This window comes from Paludibacterium purpuratum (genome assembly GCF_004363805.1).
Classification (GTDB): domain Bacteria; phylum Pseudomonadota; class Gammaproteobacteria; order Burkholderiales; family Chromobacteriaceae; genus Paludibacterium; species Paludibacterium purpuratum.
Genome location: NZ_SNZP01000011.1, coordinates 18,113 through 37,074, shown reverse-complemented (window position 1 = coordinate 37,074; position 18,962 = coordinate 18,113). Strand labels below are relative to the sequence as shown.

Sequence of the window (18,962 nt, the reverse complement as noted above, 5' to 3'; positions counted from 1 at the left end):
TTGGAAAGGATAAGTTTTGAACGTACTTCCCGAGAAAATGGATCTGCCGTTATGGTCGCGCGGCTTGCTCGCCGTGCTGGCGGCGCAGTTCCTGTCGGCCATGGCGGATAATGCCCTGCTGTTCGGCGCGCTGGCGCTGCTCAAAAACCTGCACTATCCCGAATGGTCCGCGCCGCTGTTGCAGGAGTTCTTCGTCGCGGCTTACATCCTGCTCGCCCCGTTCGCCGGCCCCTTGGCGGACGCGCTGCCGAAGGGCCGGGTCATGCTGCTGGCCAACGGCCTGAAGCTGGGCGGCGCGCTCGGCATGTGTCTAGGCCTCAATCCCTTCCTGGCCTATGGGCTGGTCGGCGTGGGCGCCGCGACCTACTCGCCCGCCAAATACGGCATTCTGTCGGAACTGACCTCGTCCGACCGGCTGGTCAAGGCCAACGGCCTGATGGAAGGCTCGACCATCGCGGCGATTCTGATCGGCGCCTTGGCGGGCGGCACCCTGGCCGACTGGAGCGTGCCGGGCACCCTGGTACTGGTCGCCCTGTGCTATGCCTTAGCCGCCGGCGCCAACCTGCTGATCCCGCGTCTGGCGCCGGCACATGTGCTCGAACGGGTATCCCTCAAGGCCATCCTGGGCGACTTCCGCCAAGTGCTGGGCACGCTATGGCGTATGCCCGACACCCGTTTCTCCATCGTCGGCACCAGTCTGTTCTGGGGCGCCGGCTCGACCATGCGCTTTTTGCTGGTCGCCTGGGTACCGGTGGCGCTCGGCATCATGAATAACCGCATGCCGGCCTATCTCAATGCGCTGGTCGCCGTCGGCATCGTGGTCGGCGCGGCACTGGCCGCCCGCTTCGTCACCCTGGAAAAGGTCAACCGCGCCATGCCGGCCGGCGTGCTGATCGGCGTGGCGGTCTGCCTGCTCGCCGGCACCGGCAACCTGGTCGTCGCCTTGGCCATCATGCTGGCCATCGGCGGCTTCGGCGGCTTCTTCGTCGTGCCGCTGAATGCCCTGTTGCAGGAACGCGGCCACAACACCGTCGGCGCCGGTCATGCCATCGCCGTGCAAAATCTGGGCGAAAACCTGGCCATGTTGACCATGATCGGCGCCTATACCCTGGCGCTACGCGCCGGCGCGCCGGTCACGACGATTGCCGCCGGATTCGGTCTGGCCATGGCGCTGGCGATGATAGTGCTGTGGCGCGTGAGAGTGCGCCACGCCCGCGTGGCGGGGAAGTCGGCCGAAGCCGTTCAGACTGTTTGAGTCTCTGCGACCGTCTTTTGCTAGGAATGCGGTCGCTCCCATGATTCAACCTGGCCGGAACGCACTTCGAACATCGGCAGCGGCTCTGGCGTCACGGTTTCATGCCATTGCCGATAAACAACGGGATTGCGGGTTTGCAACTTATTCATCAGGTGCGCCCACTCGAAATCCAATTGCCCGGACGTAACCAGTAATGTCACCGGTTCCGTACCCGCCTGAATCTTGCGCCGATCGAAGGCATAACCACGAGCGACGGCCTCTGCATGCACGGCCTGCAGATATTGAGATATCGCCGCGAGAGGCGCGGCGTGACGCTTGAAACGTTCGAGTTGCGGATGGCTGCGATATCCGCGCGTTTCGCCGCGCAGTACCGCTTGAGCCAACAGCGCTTCCCGCCAAAGGGCGACAAGCCCCTGCGGATCAAGATACTTCGGATGCAACGACCAGAGTCTCATACCGATAGCGCCTTATGAGCGGATACCCCAGGTTGATGACGACTACATATTGGGCCGCCAGGTTCAACCCGGCGTTCGCGCCGGCATCACCGCATAGTTCGGTTTGCCGGTGCCGACGATGGTATTGGCGATCACCAGCTCCACATCCGGCGTGCGCTTGACGAAGTCCTCGATGCCCGACATCGTCCGCTTGCTGCGCACGCACCCTTCGACATACACAAACCGCCGCTGCACCGTGATCCACAAGCTCGCATCGGCAAAGCGACGACTCGCGGCGAACCGGCGCCGAAGATCGTTGGCGATGTCGGCATCGTACAGATAGGCATTGGGCTTTTTACACTTTCCGGCGCGCCAGCAACTGGTGCCGCGCTCCACGCGCGAATGCGCCTGCTGCTTCATCTCGTCTTCCGTGCCATAGGGGCCGAGAGGCTGGGGGCAGCCGGCCATGCGGTGACGCACCTGAAAGAAGGGATCGTTGAACCAGTTCTTGAGCGGCGCCGACGCCAGCGCCACGCTACTGGTCAGCAGCGCCAGACACAGCCATCGAGATCCCAAGACACAAACGGACAATCGCACGGTGGCTCCAACCGATCGGCGTGGAAGTGCATTCAGTTTAGTCCGCCAGGAAATATTCGCCGGCCAGCTCAAGCCAGCAGCGTCGCCATCATCAGCTTCAGCAGCCCGTCGGCATCCACCTCGGTACACACAGACTGCGCCGGGCCCTCTTGCCAAACCGGCGAGCGATACTGCCGCCCGCTGGCGTTCTGGATGGTCTGGCCGACCGCGATGCCATCGGTCACCACGCGGATGGGGCCCGATCTCAGTTGGAACAAACTCGGATCGATCACATAAGCCACGGCGCTGGCGTCGTGCACATAGCAGCCATCGATCCGTTCCTGCCGGGCATAGAACGACAGATATTGCTGGGAAATCCGCCAAAGGAATTGCCCATCCGCACCACCCTCATCGCGCACACGCTCGAACATCGCCCGCGGCATCAGCACTTGGTGCGTCACATCCAGCCCCACCATCACCACAGGCCAAGGCGCGGTCAATACCTGGTCGGCGGCATAAGGATCGCAAATGATATTGGCTTCGGCCACCGGGCTGACATTGCCGATCTGGCCATGAACGCCAAAGGCCCCGCCCATGATCACCACCTGACGCACCAGGCCGGCGATGGCCGGATCCTCTTTCAACGCCAGCGCCAGATTGGTCAACGGCGCCACGGCGACCAGGGTGACCTCGCCCGGGTATTGGCGCACGGTATCGATGATCAGGCGGTGCGCCGGGCGCGGATCGAGCGGATGCCGAGGCGTGGCGATCGGGCCGATATTGCCCAGCGCATCGTCGCCATGCACCATGGCCGGCACATGATCCTTCTTGCCGACCAAGGGCTGAGCGGCGCCGCGCGCCACCGGCACGTCGATGCCGAAGCGGTCGCACAGATACAGCGCATTGCGGGTGGTCACCTCGGTATAGGCATTGCCGTGCACGGTGGTGATGCCGAGCAATTCAATCGCCGGATGACGGTGCAGCAGATAAAGCGCCATGGCATCGTCGATGCCGGGATCGGTATCGAACAGCACTTTATGGCGTGGGTTGGTATGGCTGGATGGGGATGGCATGACACTCGCTTTTCGACGGATACCGGCTAACCGGATGCAAAGTACATATACTACTTCCATCTATTAGCCGATATGCGAAATATGGACAACGACCTTGGCAAAGCACGCAGCAGAACCCCGAAGCATTTGCGCTTTGCCCGCACTTGCTACCGCCACATGGGCGGCGAAATGGCGGTCGCCTTGCATGACAAGATATTGAGCCTGGGCTGGCTCGATGGCGAAACATATCGATTGAGCACAACGGGCAAACAGGCATTCGACCGCCTGGGACTGTCGTACCCGCCACCGACCAAGCGCCGGCCATTGACCTGCGGTTGCCTCGACTGGAGCGAACGTCGAGCGCACCTTGGCGGCCCATTGGGCGCCGCGCTACTGACCGCCTTTTTGCAAAACGGCTGGGTGATCCGCCTAGCGGACAGCCGCGAGTTGCAACTGACACCGGCCGGCAGAGAACAGCTGCGGCAACACTTCGGCCTGACTTTTTGATCGGGCCGGGCATCGGCGCTCTTACACCGCCGCGACGATCAATTCTCGCAACCACTGGTGCGCCGGATCGCGATGCACCCGTTCGTGCCACAACATGAGTATCTCGAAGCCGGGCACTTCGACCGGCGGTTCGACCACTTGCAGTGCGGTGTTACCCTCGACCAGCCGCGACGGCACCATCGCCACCAGATCGGTACTGGCCAGTGCCGCCGACAGAAACAGAAAGTGCGGCACCGACAAAACCACCCGCCGCGTCATCCCCCGTTCGGCCAGCACGGTATCCGTCACGCCATGGAATGCCCCGCCGCTCGGCGACACAATCGCATGGTCGAGTCGGCAGAACTGCGCCAGCGTCGGGCTGCGTTGCAACTGCGGATGCCCGACGCGGCCGGCCAACACGTAGCGTTCGGCAAACAAGACTCGGCTGCGCAGTTCGGGGGGCGCCTCGGTATCGGCGTGAAAGACCAGGTCGATGTCGCCTTGTTCGGCTTTTTTGGCCACCACAGACGGGGCAACTTGCACGACGGAGAGTTTCGTCATGGGCGCGACCGTGCGCAGGGCGCTCAGGGTCGGCAGCAACACCGTGAACTCGCAATAATCGAAGGCCGCGGCGCGCCAGATTCGATCGGACAGAGCGGGGTCGAACGGATTGGCGGGCGCCACCGCCAGCGACAGGGCGGCCAATGCCTGGCGCAGCGGTTCGCGTAGCGCGTCGGCGCGAACGGTGGGGCGCATACCTCTCGGGCCGGGCAACAGCAGCGGGTCGCCAAAGAAGTCCCGCAAGCGGGCGAGCTGTACGCTCACCGTCGGCTGGGACAGGTGCAAGCGCTCGGCGGCACGCGTGACGTTGTGCTCGATCAGCAAAGCATCGAGCGTCACCAGCAGGTTGAGATCGAGTTGGCGCAAGGCATTATTCATGGCAATACCTACAATTCTGGAAATTCATTTCCAATATATCTCAGCCAAACCTATCGTGCTGCTATTTACCGCTGGAGCACAAAGCCATGAACGTTCTACTTGTCTACGCCCACCCCGAACCGCGCTCGCTGACCGGCTCGCTCAAAAACTACGCAGTACGCCGCCTGATGCAAAACGGCCATATGGTCCAGGTATCCGACCTGTACGCCATGCGCTGGAAAACCACCCTGGATAGCGACGACAACACCGCATATCGACCAGGCACGCGCTTCGATCCTTCCGCGGATTCGATGCAGGCTTTCCAGACCGGCACCCAGTCCGCCGACATCGTCGCGGAGCAAGACAAACTGCGCTGGGCCGATGCCGTCATTCTGCAATTCCCGCTGTGGTGGTTCACCATGCCCGCCATCCTGAAAGGCTGGGTGGAGCGGGTCTATGCCTGCGGTTTCGGTTATGGCGTGGGCGAGCATTCCGATACCCACTGGGGCGATCGTTACGGCGAGGGCACGCTAACCGGCAAACGCGCCATGTTGATGGTGACCGCCGGCGGTTGGGAATCGCACTACGCGCCGCGCGGCATCAACGGTCCGATCGACGACGTACTGTTCCCGATCCAACACGGCGTGCTGTACTACCCGGGCTTCGACGTACTGCCGCCGCACGTCGTCTACCGCGCCCACAAAACCGATGCCGCGAAATTCGATCGAATTTGCCACGAACTGGGTCAACGGCTGGATCGGCTGTTCGACACGGCACCCATCCCTTTCCGGCGCCAGAACGCCGGCGACTATCTCATCCCGGAACTGACCTTGCGCCCCGAGATTGCCGCGGATCAATCCGGTTATGGCATTCATGCGGCGCCGAATCGCCCGGAAGATTGAAGACCGTCCGGCCCGATGGCGGTATAAGTGTCATATTGTGACGATGAAACTTGCCGGGTCGGCGTATCTGCTCTGGATCGGCGCGCGGCAGCTACTGGGGCCCGCCAGCCGTCCGGTCGGGCCGGCCGCATAGCGTTTGTCATCGCTTCCCGACGCGTTCGTCGTCCGTGTCGCGCCTTTGGCCGTAGCCACGGGAAATCGTCCGTAACGCATGCATGTGGCGGCGGAAATTGCGGCAACCCGAGCACCATGAGAGATGGATGCCGAGCGTGACGCGCTCCCGCAAGATCAACGGACGCTCCTGCGCCTCGGACAAGAGGCGCGAGGCTTCGAAACAATTCAGCATCATGATGCCTCCTTTGCGAACCAGCGGTCTTCCAAGCACTCGCGCAAGCGCAGCCGTGCCCGATGCAGCATCACGAACAAATTACTGGCGCGGATACCGACCGCGTCGCAAATCTCGTCGGTATCGAGTTCGATCACTTCCCGCATCATGAACACTCGGCCCTGCTGGGCGGGCAAGCGTTCCAAACAGGCTTCGAAAACGGCCCAGAACTGTTGTTGCCGAAACGACTCGACGGGATCTCCCCACCGTTTCGGATGCTCGTCCGCCTCCCAGAAACCTTTGCGGTCGAACAGATCCCGGAAATCCTCTTCCTCCTCGGCCTCGTTCAACAGCTGGCTGGCATCGACCATGCGCCGGTTGTGGCGCAGGATATCGGCGATCTTGTTTTTCAGAATGGCCAGCACCCAGGTCTTCAGCGCGGCCTGGCCGCCGAACGACGCGGCGTTTTTCAGTGCGCCCGCCAAGGCCTCCTGCACCGCGTCTTCGGCCTGATGGCGATCCCCCAGTTGCAAGGTGGCGAATTTGAGCATCTGACGGCGCAACGCCACCAGAAAGGCATGGTCCTGCAAGGCGTCCCAGCCATGGGGGAACGGTTGTAGGCTGTCGTCGTTCATTATCCCGTTTCGTCTTTCATGATTCAGTGTCTTAAATGGTAGGGCCTGTTTAGTCGTTCCGCGGCACAAATTTCTTACACTTCCCGCGACATACTGCGTCGCAGGTGCCGGTCGAAAAAAAATTTTCCTCGATTGTGTAATGAATCGTCTTTCTCCGACGACCAAGCCATACGGGAACCTTCCCGAACTTAACTGGAGAACACCATGAAATCGAATACCGCAATCAAGGCAGCGCTCGCTCTGGGCCTCATCGGCCTCGCCGCAGGCGCGCAGGCGGCACAACCTCCGATGGAAAAGTGCTTTGGCGTCAACGCCGCCCATAAGAACGACTGTCACACCCCCGGTCACTCGTGCGCCGGCCAGGACACCATGGCGCGCGACCCGCAAGCCTTCGTGCTGGTGCCGTCCGGGCTATGCGCCAAGATCGACGGCGGCGCCGAGATGCCCAGCAAGTAAGCCAGGAGAGATCCGCCATGCTCGCCGCCCCTTTTCCCATCGCACCGGTACCGCCCAAGGCCGGCGTCGGACTAAGACCCGCGCACTACCGGCAGGTGTTGTCCGAACAGCCTTCGGTGCCCTGGTTCGAGGTTCACAGCGAAAATTTTTTCTGTGACGGCGGCGAGCTTCCGGCCGTGCTCGAAACCGTGCGCAGCCGCTACCCGCTCAGCTTGCACGGCGTGGGACTCTATCTCGGCTCCCCGAACGGTCTGGATAGCGCCCACCTGGCCAAACTCGGACGACTGATCCGGCGATTCGAGCCGGGCCTGGTGTCCGAGCACCTCTGCTGGGGCAGCGTCGACGGCCGCTTTATGAACGAGCTGCTGCCGCTGCCTTATACCGAAGAAGCGCTGCAACTGGCGATCGAGCGGGTCGAGCAAATCCAGGACGCGCTCGGGCGACAAATCCTGATCGAAAATGTATCGAGTTATCTGACCTATCGACACTCGACGCTACCGGAGTGGACGTTTTTGTCCGAGCTGGCGTGCCGCAGCGGCTGCGGCTTGCTGCTCGATATCAATAACGTCTATGTCAACAGCGTCAATCATGGCTTCGACCCCGCCGACTTCCTGCGCGGCTTGCCGCCGCGGGCGATCGGCGAGATGCACCTGGCCGGGTTTACGCGTAAAGAAGGGCTCGATGCGCCTTTGCTGATCGACACGCACAGCCGGCGCGTGGACGCGGCAGTATGGACGTTATACCGCGCGGCGCTGGCGCGTTTCGGGCCTGTGCCCACGTTGATCGAGTGGGATCAGGATCTGCCGGCGTTCGACGTGCTGCTGGACGAGGCCCGGCTTGCCGAGGAGATGTTGGATGAATACCGCACCGTCCCTGCTTGAACTGCAGCGCGCTTTCGTGCGGAGCGTCGTGGACGGCGACTGCGCGGCGATTGCGCCCTGGGTGCGGCCAAACGGCCTGGACACCGGCGAACGCCTGCGGATTTACCGCAATATGGTGATCAACACACAGACCGGCGCCTTGCAAACCAGTTTTCCGACGGTGCGGCGCCTCGTCGGCGAAGCCTGCTTCGACGGCATGGCGGCGCGCTATATCGCCGGGGCGCCTTCCGCCAGCGGCAATCTGCAGGCGTTCGGCGCCACGTTCGCCTCGTTTCTGGCGTGTCAGGCGGAATTGACCGGCTTGCCCTACCTGCGGGACGTCGCCGCGCTCGACTGGGCACGCCTGCAATCCTATCTTGCCGCGGATGCCGCGCCGATTGCGGCGTCGATGTTGTCCGACCTGTCGGAAGAGGCGCTGTCCCAATGCATCTTCGCTTTTCACCCCGCCATCGGGCTGATCGAAAGCCGCTTTCCACTGTACGACATCTGGCGGTTCTGCCAACAAGATGGCCTATCCCGCCTGTCGCTTGCCGCACCGGCGCAATCGGTGCTGATCTGGCGTAGCGGCACGCAAATCTCGCACTATGCCCTCGCCGAGGACGCCGGCCGCTTCATGCGCGCGCTGCTGTCGGGCAAACCATTGGCACAAGCGCTCGATGCCACGGCGGATGCGGGCGAACGCTTCGATCTGGCCTCGCACCTTGGGCTTCTGCTGCAAAACGGCTTGATCGCCGGATTTCGTATCGAGGGAAAACAACCATGACTCGCCCAATCTGTTACCTCGCCGAGCGCTACACGGCATTGACCCGCCGGCTGGAACTGGCCACACCGTTTAGCCTGCTGCTGTTCCGCCTTTGGGTGGCGCTCGACTTCTGGCACGCGGGGCTCGCCAAGTGGGCCGATCCGGCCGGCACGCTCGCGCTGTTTCAAAGCGAATACCACGTCCCGCTGCTCCCCGCCGAGTGGGCCGCGCCCCTAGGAACCATGATCGAACTGGTCTTACCTTGGCTGCTCGGCCTAGGCCTGGCCGGGCGGGCATCCGCCGCCGTACTGTTCGTCTACAACATCGTCGCCGTGATTTCCTACCCCGACCTATGGCCCCACGGACTGTGGCAAGACTTCTGGGGCGGCGGTTTCATCGATCACAAGGTATGGGGCATGCTGCTGCTGGCACTGACGTTTTCCGGCCCGGGCAAATTGTCGGTCGATGCCATGCTGGCGTATGGCATAAAGCGCGCGCGCATCGCACTACGCAATCGTCAGTGACAGGCGGGCGACCGGCCCGGAGATTGAAGACGCCGCATCCGAATGGCAATATGAGTGCAATACTCAAATTGGATAGGCATACCGATGAGCTGGCATCTCTGGTCGTTGTTCGCCCTGGCCTATCTGGCCACCACCTTATCCCCCGGGCCGAATGTGCTGCTGGTGATTCGCAATACCTTGCGTTACGGGCAGCGGGCGACGTTTGTCACCGTGTTCGGCAATCTGCTGGCGCAATTGGGGGTGATGGTGCTGGTGGCGTGCGGCATCGGCGCCATGCTCAAAACCCTGCCGCCGCTTTTTATCGCGATGAAGCTGATGGGGGCGGCGTATCTGCTCTGGATCGGCGCGCGGCAGTTGCTCGGCCCCGCCAGCCGCCCGGTCGGGACGACCGGGCAGGAAAACGGCGCGGATTATCGCCGTACCCGGGTGCTGCGCGAAGCGCTGTTCGTTTCCGGCAGCAATCCCAAAACCATGATCTTCCTGTCGGCATTTCTGCCGCAGTTTCTTACCAACGATAAACCGCTCTTGCCGCAGTTCGCCGTCATGTATCTGACCATTGCCACCACGGTCTGTCTGGTGCATGCGATCTATGCCTTCAGTGCTCGCCAGATGCAAGCGCGGGTACGAAACGGCAGGCTACTGAATGGCCTGCGACGCGCGGGCGGCGCGCTGTTCATCGGGCTGGGGATCAAGCTGGCGCGTCTGCAGCCGGTGTAAGCGGGATATCGCGGCTGAAGCCACAACATACCACCGAGCCAATGCGCCTTCTTTGTCGGCAACTTGCCTAGCGTAGCTTTTCAGCCTATTGTAAAATTATTTACAATATTGGCAAAAAACCGGGCGAGATAAGCAATATGTTGATTTTTGAACTGGCATCGCCGACCGCCATCGGTTTGGAACTGGGCCGCAGGCTTCGCATGCAGCGGCTTGCACAAAACTTGAGCATGACCGAGCTCGGAGAGCGTGCCGGCGTTTCCTGGGGAACCGTGCGTAATCTCGAAACCAAAGGCCAGGCATCGTTGAGTTCTGTCATATGCGTCGCGAAAGCCCTCGGACTGGCAAACGATCTGAACACGCTGTTTGAACTGAGCTTGAACTCCATCGCCGACATGGAAAAAGCCGCGCAAGCTCGGTCGGCGACACGCGCCAGAAAGGCAGGACGATGATGCGAATGCTCAACGTCTACTACAACGGGTGGGGCGAACGTTTTTTACTCGGTCGGTTGGCCCAAGACCGGCACACCCTGATGTTCGAATACTCCCCGGAGGCCATCGAACGGGATCTATCCCTATCGCCGCTGAAGCTGCCGCTTAGAACTGCCGGATATAGTCGATTTCCCGATTATCAAGAGTACCTGCCCGGTCTGATTGCCGACGCATTGCCGGATGGATGGGGGCGGCTGGTCATGGATCGATTCTTTGCCACCAAAGGGATGGGCCGGGAGTTGATCACTGTGCTCGACCGGTTGGCGTTCATCGGCGACCGCGCCATGGGTGCGCTCAGCTTCGAACCGGAGACGGAACACGGGCTTGAGCCTGCCGACGTGAATCTGTTGACCATCGCCAGAGAAGTACAAGAAGTCAAAGCGGGAGAGGCATCGAATGCCCTGCGGGAGCTGGCGCTCATGGGCGGCTCCCCTCAAGGCGCCAGGCCCAAGGTACTACTGCAGTACGACCGAGCGAACGATCGCGTCAGCACCGATACCAACGCGGCTGGCGAGCCCTGGCTCGTCAAGTTTCCGGGGCAGGGTGAAGACAAAGAAGCTTGTGCATTGGAGTATTGCTATTCGCTCATGGCGCGAGATTGCGGCCTGGATATGCCGGAAACGGCGTATTTCGACTTGGCCGACAACCTGGCGGCATTTGGCATCAAGCGATTTGATCGCCATCATGGCGAGCGGGTGCCGATTCTGACCATGGCGGGCGTGCTGGACGATGATTTCCGGATACCCGCCTGCGACTATGACTCGACACTCATGCCGCTCGTCATGTTCTTGACGAATGACCAACGTGAAGTGTTCAAAGCGTTCGAGCGCTGCGTATTCAACATCATTTTCAACAATCGCGACGACCACACCAAGAATTTCTCGTTTCTTCTCAACCAGAGCCAACGGTGGGAGCTGGCGCCGGCCTATGATCTGACGTATTGCCCCGGGCCAAGTGGCGAGCACCAATTGGCGATTCGCGGGGAGGCTCGCCATCCCGGTCGCGAGCAGTTGCTGGCGATGGTCAAGGAGCATCGACTGGCCCGTACCGCTGCGGAGCAGTGCATCGAGAAAATAGCGGCGGTGGCGCATCGGTTTGACGAGTATGTGTCCGGATATGGCATTCGGCGTAGCACGGTCGCTGAGATCGAGCGGCGTATAGGAGACAATGCGCTGCGTTGCCTATCGCGGTGAAGCTCTGCGGCATGCTTGATTAAAGAACTTGCGCTGCTTATCCGGCGTCCATATAGTTACCATGATAATCAACAAAGGGAACCCATGATGCAGACCGCGACAAACATCGACAAGCAGCGCACGGCACTGGTCTTTATCGAATTCCAAAATGAATGGCTCAACGAGCACGGCCCCTTGTTTCAGAAGCTGGTTGTCGACAAGGCCCCGTTTCGCCAAGCCGTGTCAAATGCCGCGCGGATCGTGGAAACGGCACGCGCCGAAGGCTGGACCGTGGTGCATGCGGGGCTCGACCTGCGCGCCGACCCGCACTACCGCCTGTTTGCCGGCGGCGACAACGTCCTCGGGCTGCGCGCGGCGATTCCCCGCGCCGGCACCTGGACCGGACAAGGCGCCGAATTCGCGCCGCCCTTTGTGCCGCAAGCCGGCGAATTCGTCGTGCAAGGGCGATCCGGCGCCAGCGTGCTGAAGAACTCGACGCTCGATCCCTTCCTGCGCAACAACCGCATCGACACCCTGGTGCTGCTGGGCTTTGCCACCCATGTATGCGTGGAATCCACCCTGCGGGAGGCGCACGACATGGGGCTGAACTGCTGGCTGGCGACCGACGCTTGCGCCGCGTTCAGCCAGGCGCAGCACGATCATGTACTGCAACACGTCCTGCACCATTTCGGCGCCGGCATCGATACCCAGGGCTTGTTGCGCCAGCTCCAAGGAGAGGCCGCCGCATGTTCTTTCTAAAGGAACTTCCCAGCAGGGAAATACTGCAAAGCTATCAAACGCGCTTTCCCGCCATGAATGTCGACAACGTGCATGACGCGCTACACATGCTGCGGCAAGCCAGCCTATTGATGCGGCAACTCGACAACTATTTCGCCGCAAACGACCTGTCGACCCTGCGCTATCTGATCCTCATCGTCCTGGAGCGCGAGGATCTGCCTGAGGGCCTGATGGTGAGCGAACTGGCCGAACGCGTCGATGTTTCGCGCCCGGTCATGACGCGCACGGTGCAAACGCTAGTCGACGATGGCCTGCTCGCGACCCGGGCCTGCGACAACGACGGCCGGATCAAACGCGTTCGCCTAACCGTGGCCGGACACGACACGCTCAATCGCGTGCTACCCGGCTACTATCAGCTGATCGACCGGTTCATGGCGAGCGATACCCGCCTATGAATTCCCCCCATCCCAGCCACGAGAAAGGACCTGCCATGCTGCGCCCGATCAATCCCCCCGGCCCATCGATTCCGGGGCTCTCCAATGCCATGCTGATCGAAAGCGGCCGTCTACTGCTGCTGTCCGGCCACGTGCCGCTCGATGAGACAGGGCGCGTCTGCGCGCCGGACTTGGCCACGCAACTCGACCAAGTGTTCCGCAACATGTCGGCGACGCTGCAAGCGGCGGGAGTCGGTTTCGAAGCGGTCGCACGATTGACCCTCTATATACGCGACTTCGAATCGAGCTTACTGCCGGTCATCCGCGAGGTACGCGATCGCTGGGTCGACGTCGAGCGACCGCCGGCCAGCTCGCTGATTGGCGTGGCTTCGCTGTTCCATCCAGAGGTATTGGTGGAGGTGGATGCTTTTGCGGTTGTGCCGGGGTGAGGGGATGATCGCGGCTGAAGCCGCGATACGATCGATCAATACACCCCAGGAAACAGACGCCAGCGCACCTTGGCGCAATAATCGGCGTAGCCCGGCAACTGGCGGGCCAAGAACTTTTCCTCATCGGCCAAGCGCCAGGCGAAACCCAGCACGGTCAGGGCCGCGGGGATGAGCCCCCACCAAGAGCCCAGTGCCAACGATAGCCCCAGGGTGTAGATCGACGCGCCGCTGTACATCGGGTGGCGCACCGTGGCATATGGGCCCGAGTCGATCACGCGCTGGTTCTCGGCGACTTGGACGGTGGCCGCCCCGAACGAATTGACCCGGAACACCCGATAGCCCCACCACAAGGCCAAGAGAATCACCCCCTCTCCGAGCAGGCACAACCAAAGCGGCACGGCCGACCAGCCAAAGCGCCGATCCAACGCGGGGACGAGATACGCGGCCACGGTCGTCGCCAGCAGAAAGGTGACGATGATTTTTTGGATCGGCCTCGACTCCGCGGTCGGCCCGCTACGCAACCTGCTTTCGCGCAACAAAGGATCTTGGCCGATCAACACCGTGTGGGGAACGCAGGCCAGGGAAACAACCGCGAGCAACAACCAAGCCTGCCAATAATGAACCGTACCCGCGGCCAGCATCAGCCCAACGCCGAGGATGGCGAGCGAAATGGTATAGCGCCGGAAAACTTTCACGATGGGGGTGGTCATGCCTGCAGTATAGCGCCGGAGAATCGCCCCAGCGGCGGTGCGCTCAAGGCGTTGAAATGTATTCCGGCAGCGTTCGCGAAGCAACGCGCGACCTCGACGACATGCATTGTCTGCGGTGAAAGCAAATTGAACTTTTGTACAAATTATGGTACAAACAAATAGCGATACCGTCGCAATATATGGGAGAGCAAAACACCGCTCTGCAACCAAAACGAAAACTGAAAAACGACTGAAACTGAATACAAATATCGATTGAAGAAGGTATCTGCCATGAACGTCTTAACTTACAGCGAGGCCCGTGCCAGCTTTAAGCAGGCGATGGATGAAGTTTGCCGTGACCACGACCCACTGCTGATCACTCGCCAGAAAGGCGAGCATGTTGTGCTGTTATCTTTGGATGACTTCAACAGTATGCAGGAAACGCTGTATCTATTGAGCAGCCCCCAAAATGCGCAGCGGCTATCGGAATCCATTGCTCAAGTAAAAGCTGGTAAGGCTCGGATTATGGGGCTGATTACCAATGAGCACGCAGAAGACAAAAAATAAGCTGTCCGCCAAGGAATCGCTTCTCGCATGGTCTGATCATGCATGGGACGACTACCTTTACTGGCAACAAAAAGACGCCAAGAAGATGGAAGAAATCAACCGTCTGCTTGAAGAATGCAAGAAAGATCCATTCAGGGGAACGGGCAAGCCCGAACCGTTGAAAGGCAGCCTGACGGGGTTCTGGTCGCGGCGAATCGATCGGGAACATCGCTTGGTGTACTTGCCGGAAGACGGGAACATCTATGTCGTGGCGTGCCGCTACCACTACGCAAGCGGATGACGCCATCCTCCCGAGAGGGAAAAGGCCGGGGGTTGGCACACCCGACCTACCAGGCTAAGAACTCAGACAATGGCCAGATCAGCCCTCGTCCGAGGTGAAACAGCGAGGAATCGGGTAAGGCGCGTGGAATATCGCCTGACTACGCAGAATTGCTCCCCCCCAGCGCCGGAAACCCATCGCCCCAAGCCGGCTCGGACGGCAAGGCATCGATCGTGGTCGGGCGCCCTAGCAGATAGCCCTGCGCCTTGTTGACCTTCAATGCGCGCAAGACCTTCAGTTCCTCCACGGTTTCCACCCCTTCGGCGACAATCTTGCTGCCCGTTTCCTCGGCGAAGCGAATGAGCGCCCCGGCCAAGGCCCGACAGCCGGTGTCGCAGTCGATTTGCCGGATCAAACTCACATCAAGTTTGATGATGTCCGGCTGCAACTTGAGGATATGGCGAAAACTGGCGTAGCCCGCGCCGGCGTCGTCCACCGCCAGCCGCAAACCTCTATCCCGCAGCGGCTTGAGGGCGGTGACGATCTGGGCGTAATCGTCGACGGAAGTGTGCTCGGTGACTTCCAGCATCAGACGGTCGAGGGGATAGTCTGCCAGCAGCGCATCCAGCGATCCCTTGAGAATGGTCGCGGGCGAGGCGTTGAGCGACATATAGGTGTCGTCCGGAAAACGAATCAGCCCCTGGAGCGCCTTCCGAATGGTCGCCAGCTCCAGCGCCTCCTGCAGGCCGACTTCCGCCGCCTCGTTGAACCATATGTCCGGCGAGCGTATCGGCTCGGCCGAGAAGCGCGACAGGGCTTCGTAGCCGACGATTCGATGCTGGGCGATATGAATGATCGGCTGGTAGACAATGTTGAAGCGTTCCGCGTCCAGCGTATCTTGCAGGCGGTCGACGATGAGCTGATGGCTATGGCTTTGCTCGATCTGTTGCTCCATCAGCTTGCAGGTCATTTCGGCAAAGAGCCGCAAGGTCCGGATGTCGCGCTCGTTCAGGGTGGCGTCGGGCGCCAAGGAGAAGCAACAGAATGTGCCATAGACATGGCCATCGCTGAAGCGGATGGGCACGCTCAAATGGGCGCCGACCGGCAATGCGGCCGTCACCGGCAAGGTCATGGCTTCGGCATTTTGCCGGGCATCCCGGATCAACTCCGGCAGGCGGCCATCGACCACCCGTTGACAGTAGCTTTCCTCCAGCGGATCCGAGTTACCCACGCAGACCAGGGGAGGCAAGTCTTCGGCGCTGTCGACAAAACGGAAGATCCGACGGCCGTCCTTGAACTCGGAAATGAACGCGATTTGCATCCCAAGCAATGTGCGCACCGAGTGAAGCGTATCCATGATGGTTTCGTCGACGGTACTGTGCTTGGCGTCCATGTCAGCCCTCGTATGCCCATGACGTAATACGAGTGATTATAGATACGGTTGTATTGAAGTTCACCGTGATCGTGGTGGGGTACGGGGAGCACAAGACGCTTGGAGGGCGAGGCATGGCCGGAGACCCCGGAACCCGTCCGGGGTCTTTGGCTGTCGGTCGGACTTCCTCAGACTTTGAAGCTGGCGACAGATTGGTTCAGATCGCCGGCCAGTTTTTCCAGCGCCATGACGCTGTCGCGCGCGGCCTGAACCGACAGCGCCGATTCTTCCACCATATGGGCGATCTTTTCGACATTGCTGGCCACATTGCTGTTGGCGACACTCTGTTCCGATGTCGAGTGGGCCACCTCGCGAATCTTGCTCAAGGTTTCGGCCGTTCCCTCGCGGATCTGGCGCAGGGCGTCGGCGGCCTGAGAGGCCTTGTCCACCCCCAGCGCCACTTGCGGCTTGATCTGCTGCATGCTGCTCACCACCGAGTGGGTGTCTTGCTGAATGGCACTGATCATTTCGGTGATCTTGCCCGTCGCATTGCCGGCCCGTTCCGCCAGCTTACGCACTTCATCGGCCACCACGGCAAAGCCCCGGCCCTGCTCCCCGGCCCGGGCCGCTTCGATGGCGGCATTCAAGGCCAGCAAGTTGGTCTGATCGGCAATATCCTTGATTTCATTGGCGATGGTATCGATGGTGCCGGCCCGTTCGTCCAGCGAAGCGATGGTGCGCGAAGCATCCTCGACTTGGTTTGCGACGCGCTGGATTTCCTCGGCGGCATCATTGACCAATAGCCCGCCCTGTTCGGACAGCTTGCTGGCTTGCGCCGAATTGTTCTCGGTTTCGCGGGCGCTGTCGGAGATCTGATCGACACTGACCGAGAGTTGCTCGATGGCCGATGCCGTGGCGGTCGTGGCGCTAGAGGACTCATGCGAGGCGGAAGAGATTTGTGCCATGCGCTCGGAGAGCGATTGCGCCGTATCGTGCAGCTTGCCGGCCCCTAGCTGGATATCGTGCACGACTTTTTGCAGGTTGTGCTGCATGGTGTTGATGGCGCCCAGCAGACTGTCGCTGGCCGGGTTGCCTTGGATTGCCTGGCTCAGATCGCCGCGTGCGATCGACGTGGCCACTTCGGCGGCATAGTCGGGCTCCCCGCCCAGGCGCCGGTAGATCTGGCGTGCCAGCAGCGCGGCGGCCGCAATCACCAGCAACATGACGGCCAGCCCGATACAGACGAACTTGATGGCCTGTTGCCAGAAAATGGTGTTGACGTCGTCGATATAGGTGCCACAGCCGACCAGCCAATCCCAGTCGTCGATATGGGTGACAGCCACCAGCTTGGGCACCAAGTCGTTCTCGTTGGGACGTTTGGTAATGGTATCGACGAAGCCGATCTTGTTCTGGGCGACGGCGTCGATGTAGCCCTGCATGCTGGTACGGCCATCCGGCAAGAGGCCGCCCGGGTCGATCTTGCCCTCCTTGCGGGCATCCGGGTGAACCAGCACATAGCCATCCATGCGGCGGGCAAACACATAATCATCGGTATCGCGCAGGCCGCGAATGGCGTTCAGGGCTTGCTGCTGCGCCTGCTCGCGCGTCAGCTTGCCGGATTTTTCCAGAGCCTGATAGATGGAAACTTGGTGGCTGGCTAAGCGCAACACCAGCGATAGGCTGGTTCTGCGCTCGTCCATGATGGTGCGGTTGAGGGTTTGCAGTGCCACTCCGCCAATCGCGATCAGGCCGAGAATCGACGTCAGCACGATAATGGCCAGTCTGGTGGACAGTTTCATTTTGCTCTTCTCCAGAAAACGGCGTGTACGAGTTTTTTGTGCAAACGAGGGTTAGGGTTATTGTTGGTCGATGCGCTCATTCTATTTGATAGTAAATCTACTTAGCACCACTTTCCTACTCCAGATCAATATTGTTCACTTTAGGCCAATATTGCGCGGCGCCAGATGGGCCGGGTGGATTTCCGGGTAGCGTGCGTTCGCGAAGCAACGCACGACCTTGGCGGCGCTAAGACTTGGATAACAGCGCGCGAACCTTGGCAACGTCATCCTCCGACGCCGGGTTGTAAATGACCAGCGTGAGATCGGTGCGGCCGTCGACGGCAAACGACGAATACTCCATCGTGATCAGCCCGACCTCGGGATGGCGCAATTGCTTGGTGCCGCCGCCTGGGCTACTCACCTCGTTATCCTTCCACATGCGTTCGAATTCCGGGCTCGAACGCGACAGCTCGTCCACCAGCGCGATGGCGGTTTCGGTCGCGCCGGCCCGGGCCGTTTCGGCGCGAAATGCGGCAACGACGAAGCGGGCGACGCTCTCCCAATCGGTTTGTGCGGAACGGACGCGCGCGCTGGAAAACATCAACCGCAGAATGTTGCGCTGCGCGGGCAGCATGCGGCCGTAGTCGCCCAGCACCGCCGCCGCGGCGCGGTTCCAGGCCACCACATCCCAGGTGGCGGTGCGAACCATGGCGGGGCTGGTTTCCAGAACATCCAGCACCCGCTGCAGGCGTGGCGTAATGCTGTCGACCGAGTGGTAACGCGTTTCCGGCGGGCGACCGAGCGCAAGCAAGAACAAATGCTCGCGTTCCACCTCGGTCAACATCAGCGCACGGGCGATGCGCTCCAGCACTTCCGCCGACGGCGCACCGCCGCGGCCCTGCTCCAGCCAGGTGTACCAAGTGACGCTGACATGCGCCCGCTGGGCGACTTCCTCGCGCCGCAAACCGGGCGTGCGGCGTCGGCTCATCGGCAAGCCCAGCGCTTCGGGATCGAGCCGTGCCCGGCGGTCTTTCAGGTAGGCGCCGAGCGCGCTTTCTTTTTCGCTGACCATACGCATCCTGTTAAAGCTTATACCCGTATAACGTCACTACT

General features: G+C 61.1%; 25 protein-coding genes. 15 read left to right on the top strand and 10 right to left on the bottom strand.

The genetic code is table 11. The annotated features are described in order from the left end of the window. Positions 1–16 precede the first annotated feature (16 nt). On the top strand, positions 17–1,255 hold the full coding sequence (lplT, locus tag DFP86_RS13630; protein ID WP_208108340.1) for a lysophospholipid transporter LplT: 1,239 nt from the start codon (positions 17–19) through the stop codon (positions 1,253–1,255). A gap of 20 nt (positions 1,256–1,275) precedes the next feature. Here lplT and DFP86_RS13625 read toward each other — a convergent pair whose 3' ends face one another. From DFP86_RS13625 to DFP86_RS13615, 3 genes are all read right to left on the bottom strand, one after another. Next, a complete protein-coding gene (locus DFP86_RS13625; protein ID WP_133682143.1) occupies positions 1,276–1,710 on the bottom strand; it encodes a pyrimidine dimer DNA glycosylase/endonuclease V in 435 nt (144 codons plus the stop codon). 63 nt (positions 1,711–1,773) lie between these two features. Then, positions 1,774–2,286: a BON domain-containing protein gene (locus DFP86_RS13620; protein ID WP_133682141.1), complete on the bottom strand. Its 513-nt coding sequence runs from the start codon at positions 2,284–2,286 to the stop codon at positions 1,774–1,776. Between the two features lie 68 nt (positions 2,287–2,354). Further along, complete coding sequence (locus DFP86_RS13615; RefSeq protein ID WP_133682139.1) at positions 2,355–3,338, bottom strand: nucleoside hydrolase; 984 nt, start codon at positions 3,336–3,338, stop codon at positions 2,355–2,357. 81 nt (positions 3,339–3,419) lie between these two features. On the opposite strand from DFP86_RS13615, the gene DFP86_RS13610 reads away from it, so the two are divergent. After that, on the top strand, positions 3,420–3,824 hold the full coding sequence (locus DFP86_RS13610; RefSeq protein WP_133682137.1) for a hypothetical protein: 405 nt from the start codon (positions 3,420–3,422) through the stop codon (positions 3,822–3,824). Positions 3,825–3,845: 21 nt separating this feature from the next. Here the strand turns inward: DFP86_RS13610 and DFP86_RS13605 are convergent, their stop codons facing one another. After that, positions 3,846–4,742, bottom strand: coding sequence for a LysR family transcriptional regulator (locus DFP86_RS13605; protein WP_133682135.1), 897 nt, complete (start codon positions 4,740–4,742; stop codon positions 3,846–3,848). 86 nt (positions 4,743–4,828) lie between these two features. On the opposite strand from DFP86_RS13605, the gene DFP86_RS13600 reads away from it, so the two are divergent. Further along, positions 4,829–5,623 (top strand): NAD(P)H-dependent oxidoreductase, encoded by a 795-nt coding sequence (locus DFP86_RS13600; RefSeq protein WP_133682133.1) that lies wholly within the window; start codon positions 4,829–4,831, stop codon positions 5,621–5,623. A gap of 139 nt (positions 5,624–5,762) precedes the next feature. On the opposite strand, the gene DFP86_RS13595 is transcribed toward DFP86_RS13600, so the two are convergent. Together DFP86_RS13595 and DFP86_RS13590 are read right to left on the bottom strand one after the other, a co-directional pair. Further along, on the bottom strand, positions 5,763–5,972 hold the full coding sequence (locus DFP86_RS13595) for an anti-sigma factor family protein (protein WP_208108339.1): 210 nt from the start codon (positions 5,970–5,972) through the stop codon (positions 5,763–5,765). Beyond that, on the bottom strand, positions 5,969–6,583 hold the full coding sequence (locus DFP86_RS13590; protein WP_133682131.1) for an RNA polymerase factor sigma-70: 615 nt from the start codon (positions 6,581–6,583) through the stop codon (positions 5,969–5,971). The genes DFP86_RS13595 and DFP86_RS13590 overlap by 4 nt, the downstream gene beginning before the upstream one ends. Before the next feature lie 204 nt (positions 6,584–6,787). On the opposite strand from DFP86_RS13590, the gene DFP86_RS13585 reads away from it, so the two are divergent. From DFP86_RS13585 to DFP86_RS13540, 10 genes are all read left to right on the top strand, one after another. Continuing rightward, a complete protein-coding gene (locus tag DFP86_RS13585; RefSeq protein WP_133682129.1) occupies positions 6,788–7,039 on the top strand; it encodes a BufA1 family periplasmic bufferin-type metallophore in 252 nt (83 codons plus the stop codon). A gap of 17 nt (positions 7,040–7,056) precedes the next feature. Further along, positions 7,057–7,920, top strand: coding sequence for an MNIO family bufferin maturase (gene bufB / locus DFP86_RS13580; protein WP_133682127.1), 864 nt, complete (start codon positions 7,057–7,059; stop codon positions 7,918–7,920). Further along, positions 7,895–8,683, top strand: a complete 789-nt coding sequence (locus tag DFP86_RS13575) for an HvfC/BufC family peptide modification chaperone (RefSeq protein WP_133682125.1) — start codon at positions 7,895–7,897, stop codon at positions 8,681–8,683. The genes bufB and DFP86_RS13575 overlap by 26 nt, the downstream gene beginning before the upstream one ends. Further along, on the top strand, positions 8,680–9,186 hold the full coding sequence (locus DFP86_RS13570; RefSeq protein ID WP_133682123.1) for a DoxX family protein: 507 nt from the start codon (positions 8,680–8,682) through the stop codon (positions 9,184–9,186). Before DFP86_RS13575 ends, DFP86_RS13570 begins: the two co-directional genes overlap by 4 nt. A gap of 84 nt (positions 9,187–9,270) precedes the next feature. After that, positions 9,271–9,903: a LysE family translocator gene (locus DFP86_RS13565; RefSeq protein ID WP_133682122.1), complete on the top strand. Its 633-nt coding sequence runs from the start codon at positions 9,271–9,273 to the stop codon at positions 9,901–9,903. Between the two features lie 137 nt (positions 9,904–10,040). Further along, positions 10,041–10,352, top strand: a complete 312-nt coding sequence (locus DFP86_RS13560; protein WP_243729396.1) for a helix-turn-helix domain-containing protein — start codon at positions 10,041–10,043, stop codon at positions 10,350–10,352. Beyond that, positions 10,349–11,584 (top strand): type II toxin-antitoxin system HipA family toxin, encoded by a 1,236-nt coding sequence (locus DFP86_RS13555; protein ID WP_133682120.1) that lies wholly within the window; start codon positions 10,349–10,351, stop codon positions 11,582–11,584. Before DFP86_RS13560 ends, DFP86_RS13555 begins: the two co-directional genes overlap by 4 nt. 87 nt (positions 11,585–11,671) lie before the next feature. Beyond that, positions 11,672–12,322, top strand: coding sequence for a cysteine hydrolase family protein (locus tag DFP86_RS13550; RefSeq protein ID WP_133682118.1), 651 nt, complete (start codon positions 11,672–11,674; stop codon positions 12,320–12,322). Further along, positions 12,310–12,756: a MarR family winged helix-turn-helix transcriptional regulator gene (locus tag DFP86_RS13545; protein WP_133682116.1), complete on the top strand. Its 447-nt coding sequence runs from the start codon at positions 12,310–12,312 to the stop codon at positions 12,754–12,756. The genes DFP86_RS13550 and DFP86_RS13545 overlap by 13 nt, the downstream gene beginning before the upstream one ends. Before the next feature lie 35 nt (positions 12,757–12,791). Continuing rightward, on the top strand, positions 12,792–13,184 hold the full coding sequence (locus tag DFP86_RS13540; protein WP_133682113.1) for a RidA family protein: 393 nt from the start codon (positions 12,792–12,794) through the stop codon (positions 13,182–13,184). Between the two features lie 35 nt (positions 13,185–13,219). On the opposite strand, the gene DFP86_RS13535 is transcribed toward DFP86_RS13540, so the two are convergent. Continuing rightward, a complete protein-coding gene (locus DFP86_RS13535; RefSeq protein ID WP_208108338.1) occupies positions 13,220–13,894 on the bottom strand; it encodes a methyltransferase family protein in 675 nt (224 codons plus the stop codon). Between the two features lie 270 nt (positions 13,895–14,164). On the opposite strand from DFP86_RS13535, the gene DFP86_RS13530 reads away from it, so the two are divergent. Beyond that, positions 14,165–14,440, top strand: a complete 276-nt coding sequence (locus DFP86_RS13530) for a type II toxin-antitoxin system Phd/YefM family antitoxin (protein ID WP_133682111.1) — start codon at positions 14,165–14,167, stop codon at positions 14,438–14,440. Beyond that, positions 14,415–14,720: a Txe/YoeB family addiction module toxin gene (locus tag DFP86_RS13525; RefSeq protein WP_133682109.1), complete on the top strand. Its 306-nt coding sequence runs from the start codon at positions 14,415–14,417 to the stop codon at positions 14,718–14,720. Before DFP86_RS13530 ends, DFP86_RS13525 begins: the two co-directional genes overlap by 26 nt. Positions 14,721–14,859: 139 nt before the next feature. Here DFP86_RS13525 and DFP86_RS13520 read toward each other — a convergent pair whose 3' ends face one another. From DFP86_RS13520 to DFP86_RS13510, 3 genes are all read right to left on the bottom strand, one after another. Further along, positions 14,860–16,092, bottom strand: a complete 1,233-nt coding sequence (locus DFP86_RS13520) for a sensor domain-containing phosphodiesterase (RefSeq protein ID WP_133682107.1) — start codon at positions 16,090–16,092, stop codon at positions 14,860–14,862. Between the two features lie 167 nt (positions 16,093–16,259). Further along, positions 16,260–17,870 carry a methyl-accepting chemotaxis protein gene (locus DFP86_RS13515; protein WP_208108337.1) on the bottom strand — a complete coding sequence of 537 codons (1,611 nt, stop codon included), beginning with the start codon at positions 17,868–17,870 and terminating at the stop codon, positions 16,260–16,262. Between the two features lie 226 nt (positions 17,871–18,096). Further along, positions 18,097–18,921, bottom strand: a complete 825-nt coding sequence (locus DFP86_RS13510) for a helix-turn-helix transcriptional regulator (protein WP_133682105.1) — start codon at positions 18,919–18,921, stop codon at positions 18,097–18,099. Positions 18,922–18,962: the final 41 nt, after the last annotated feature.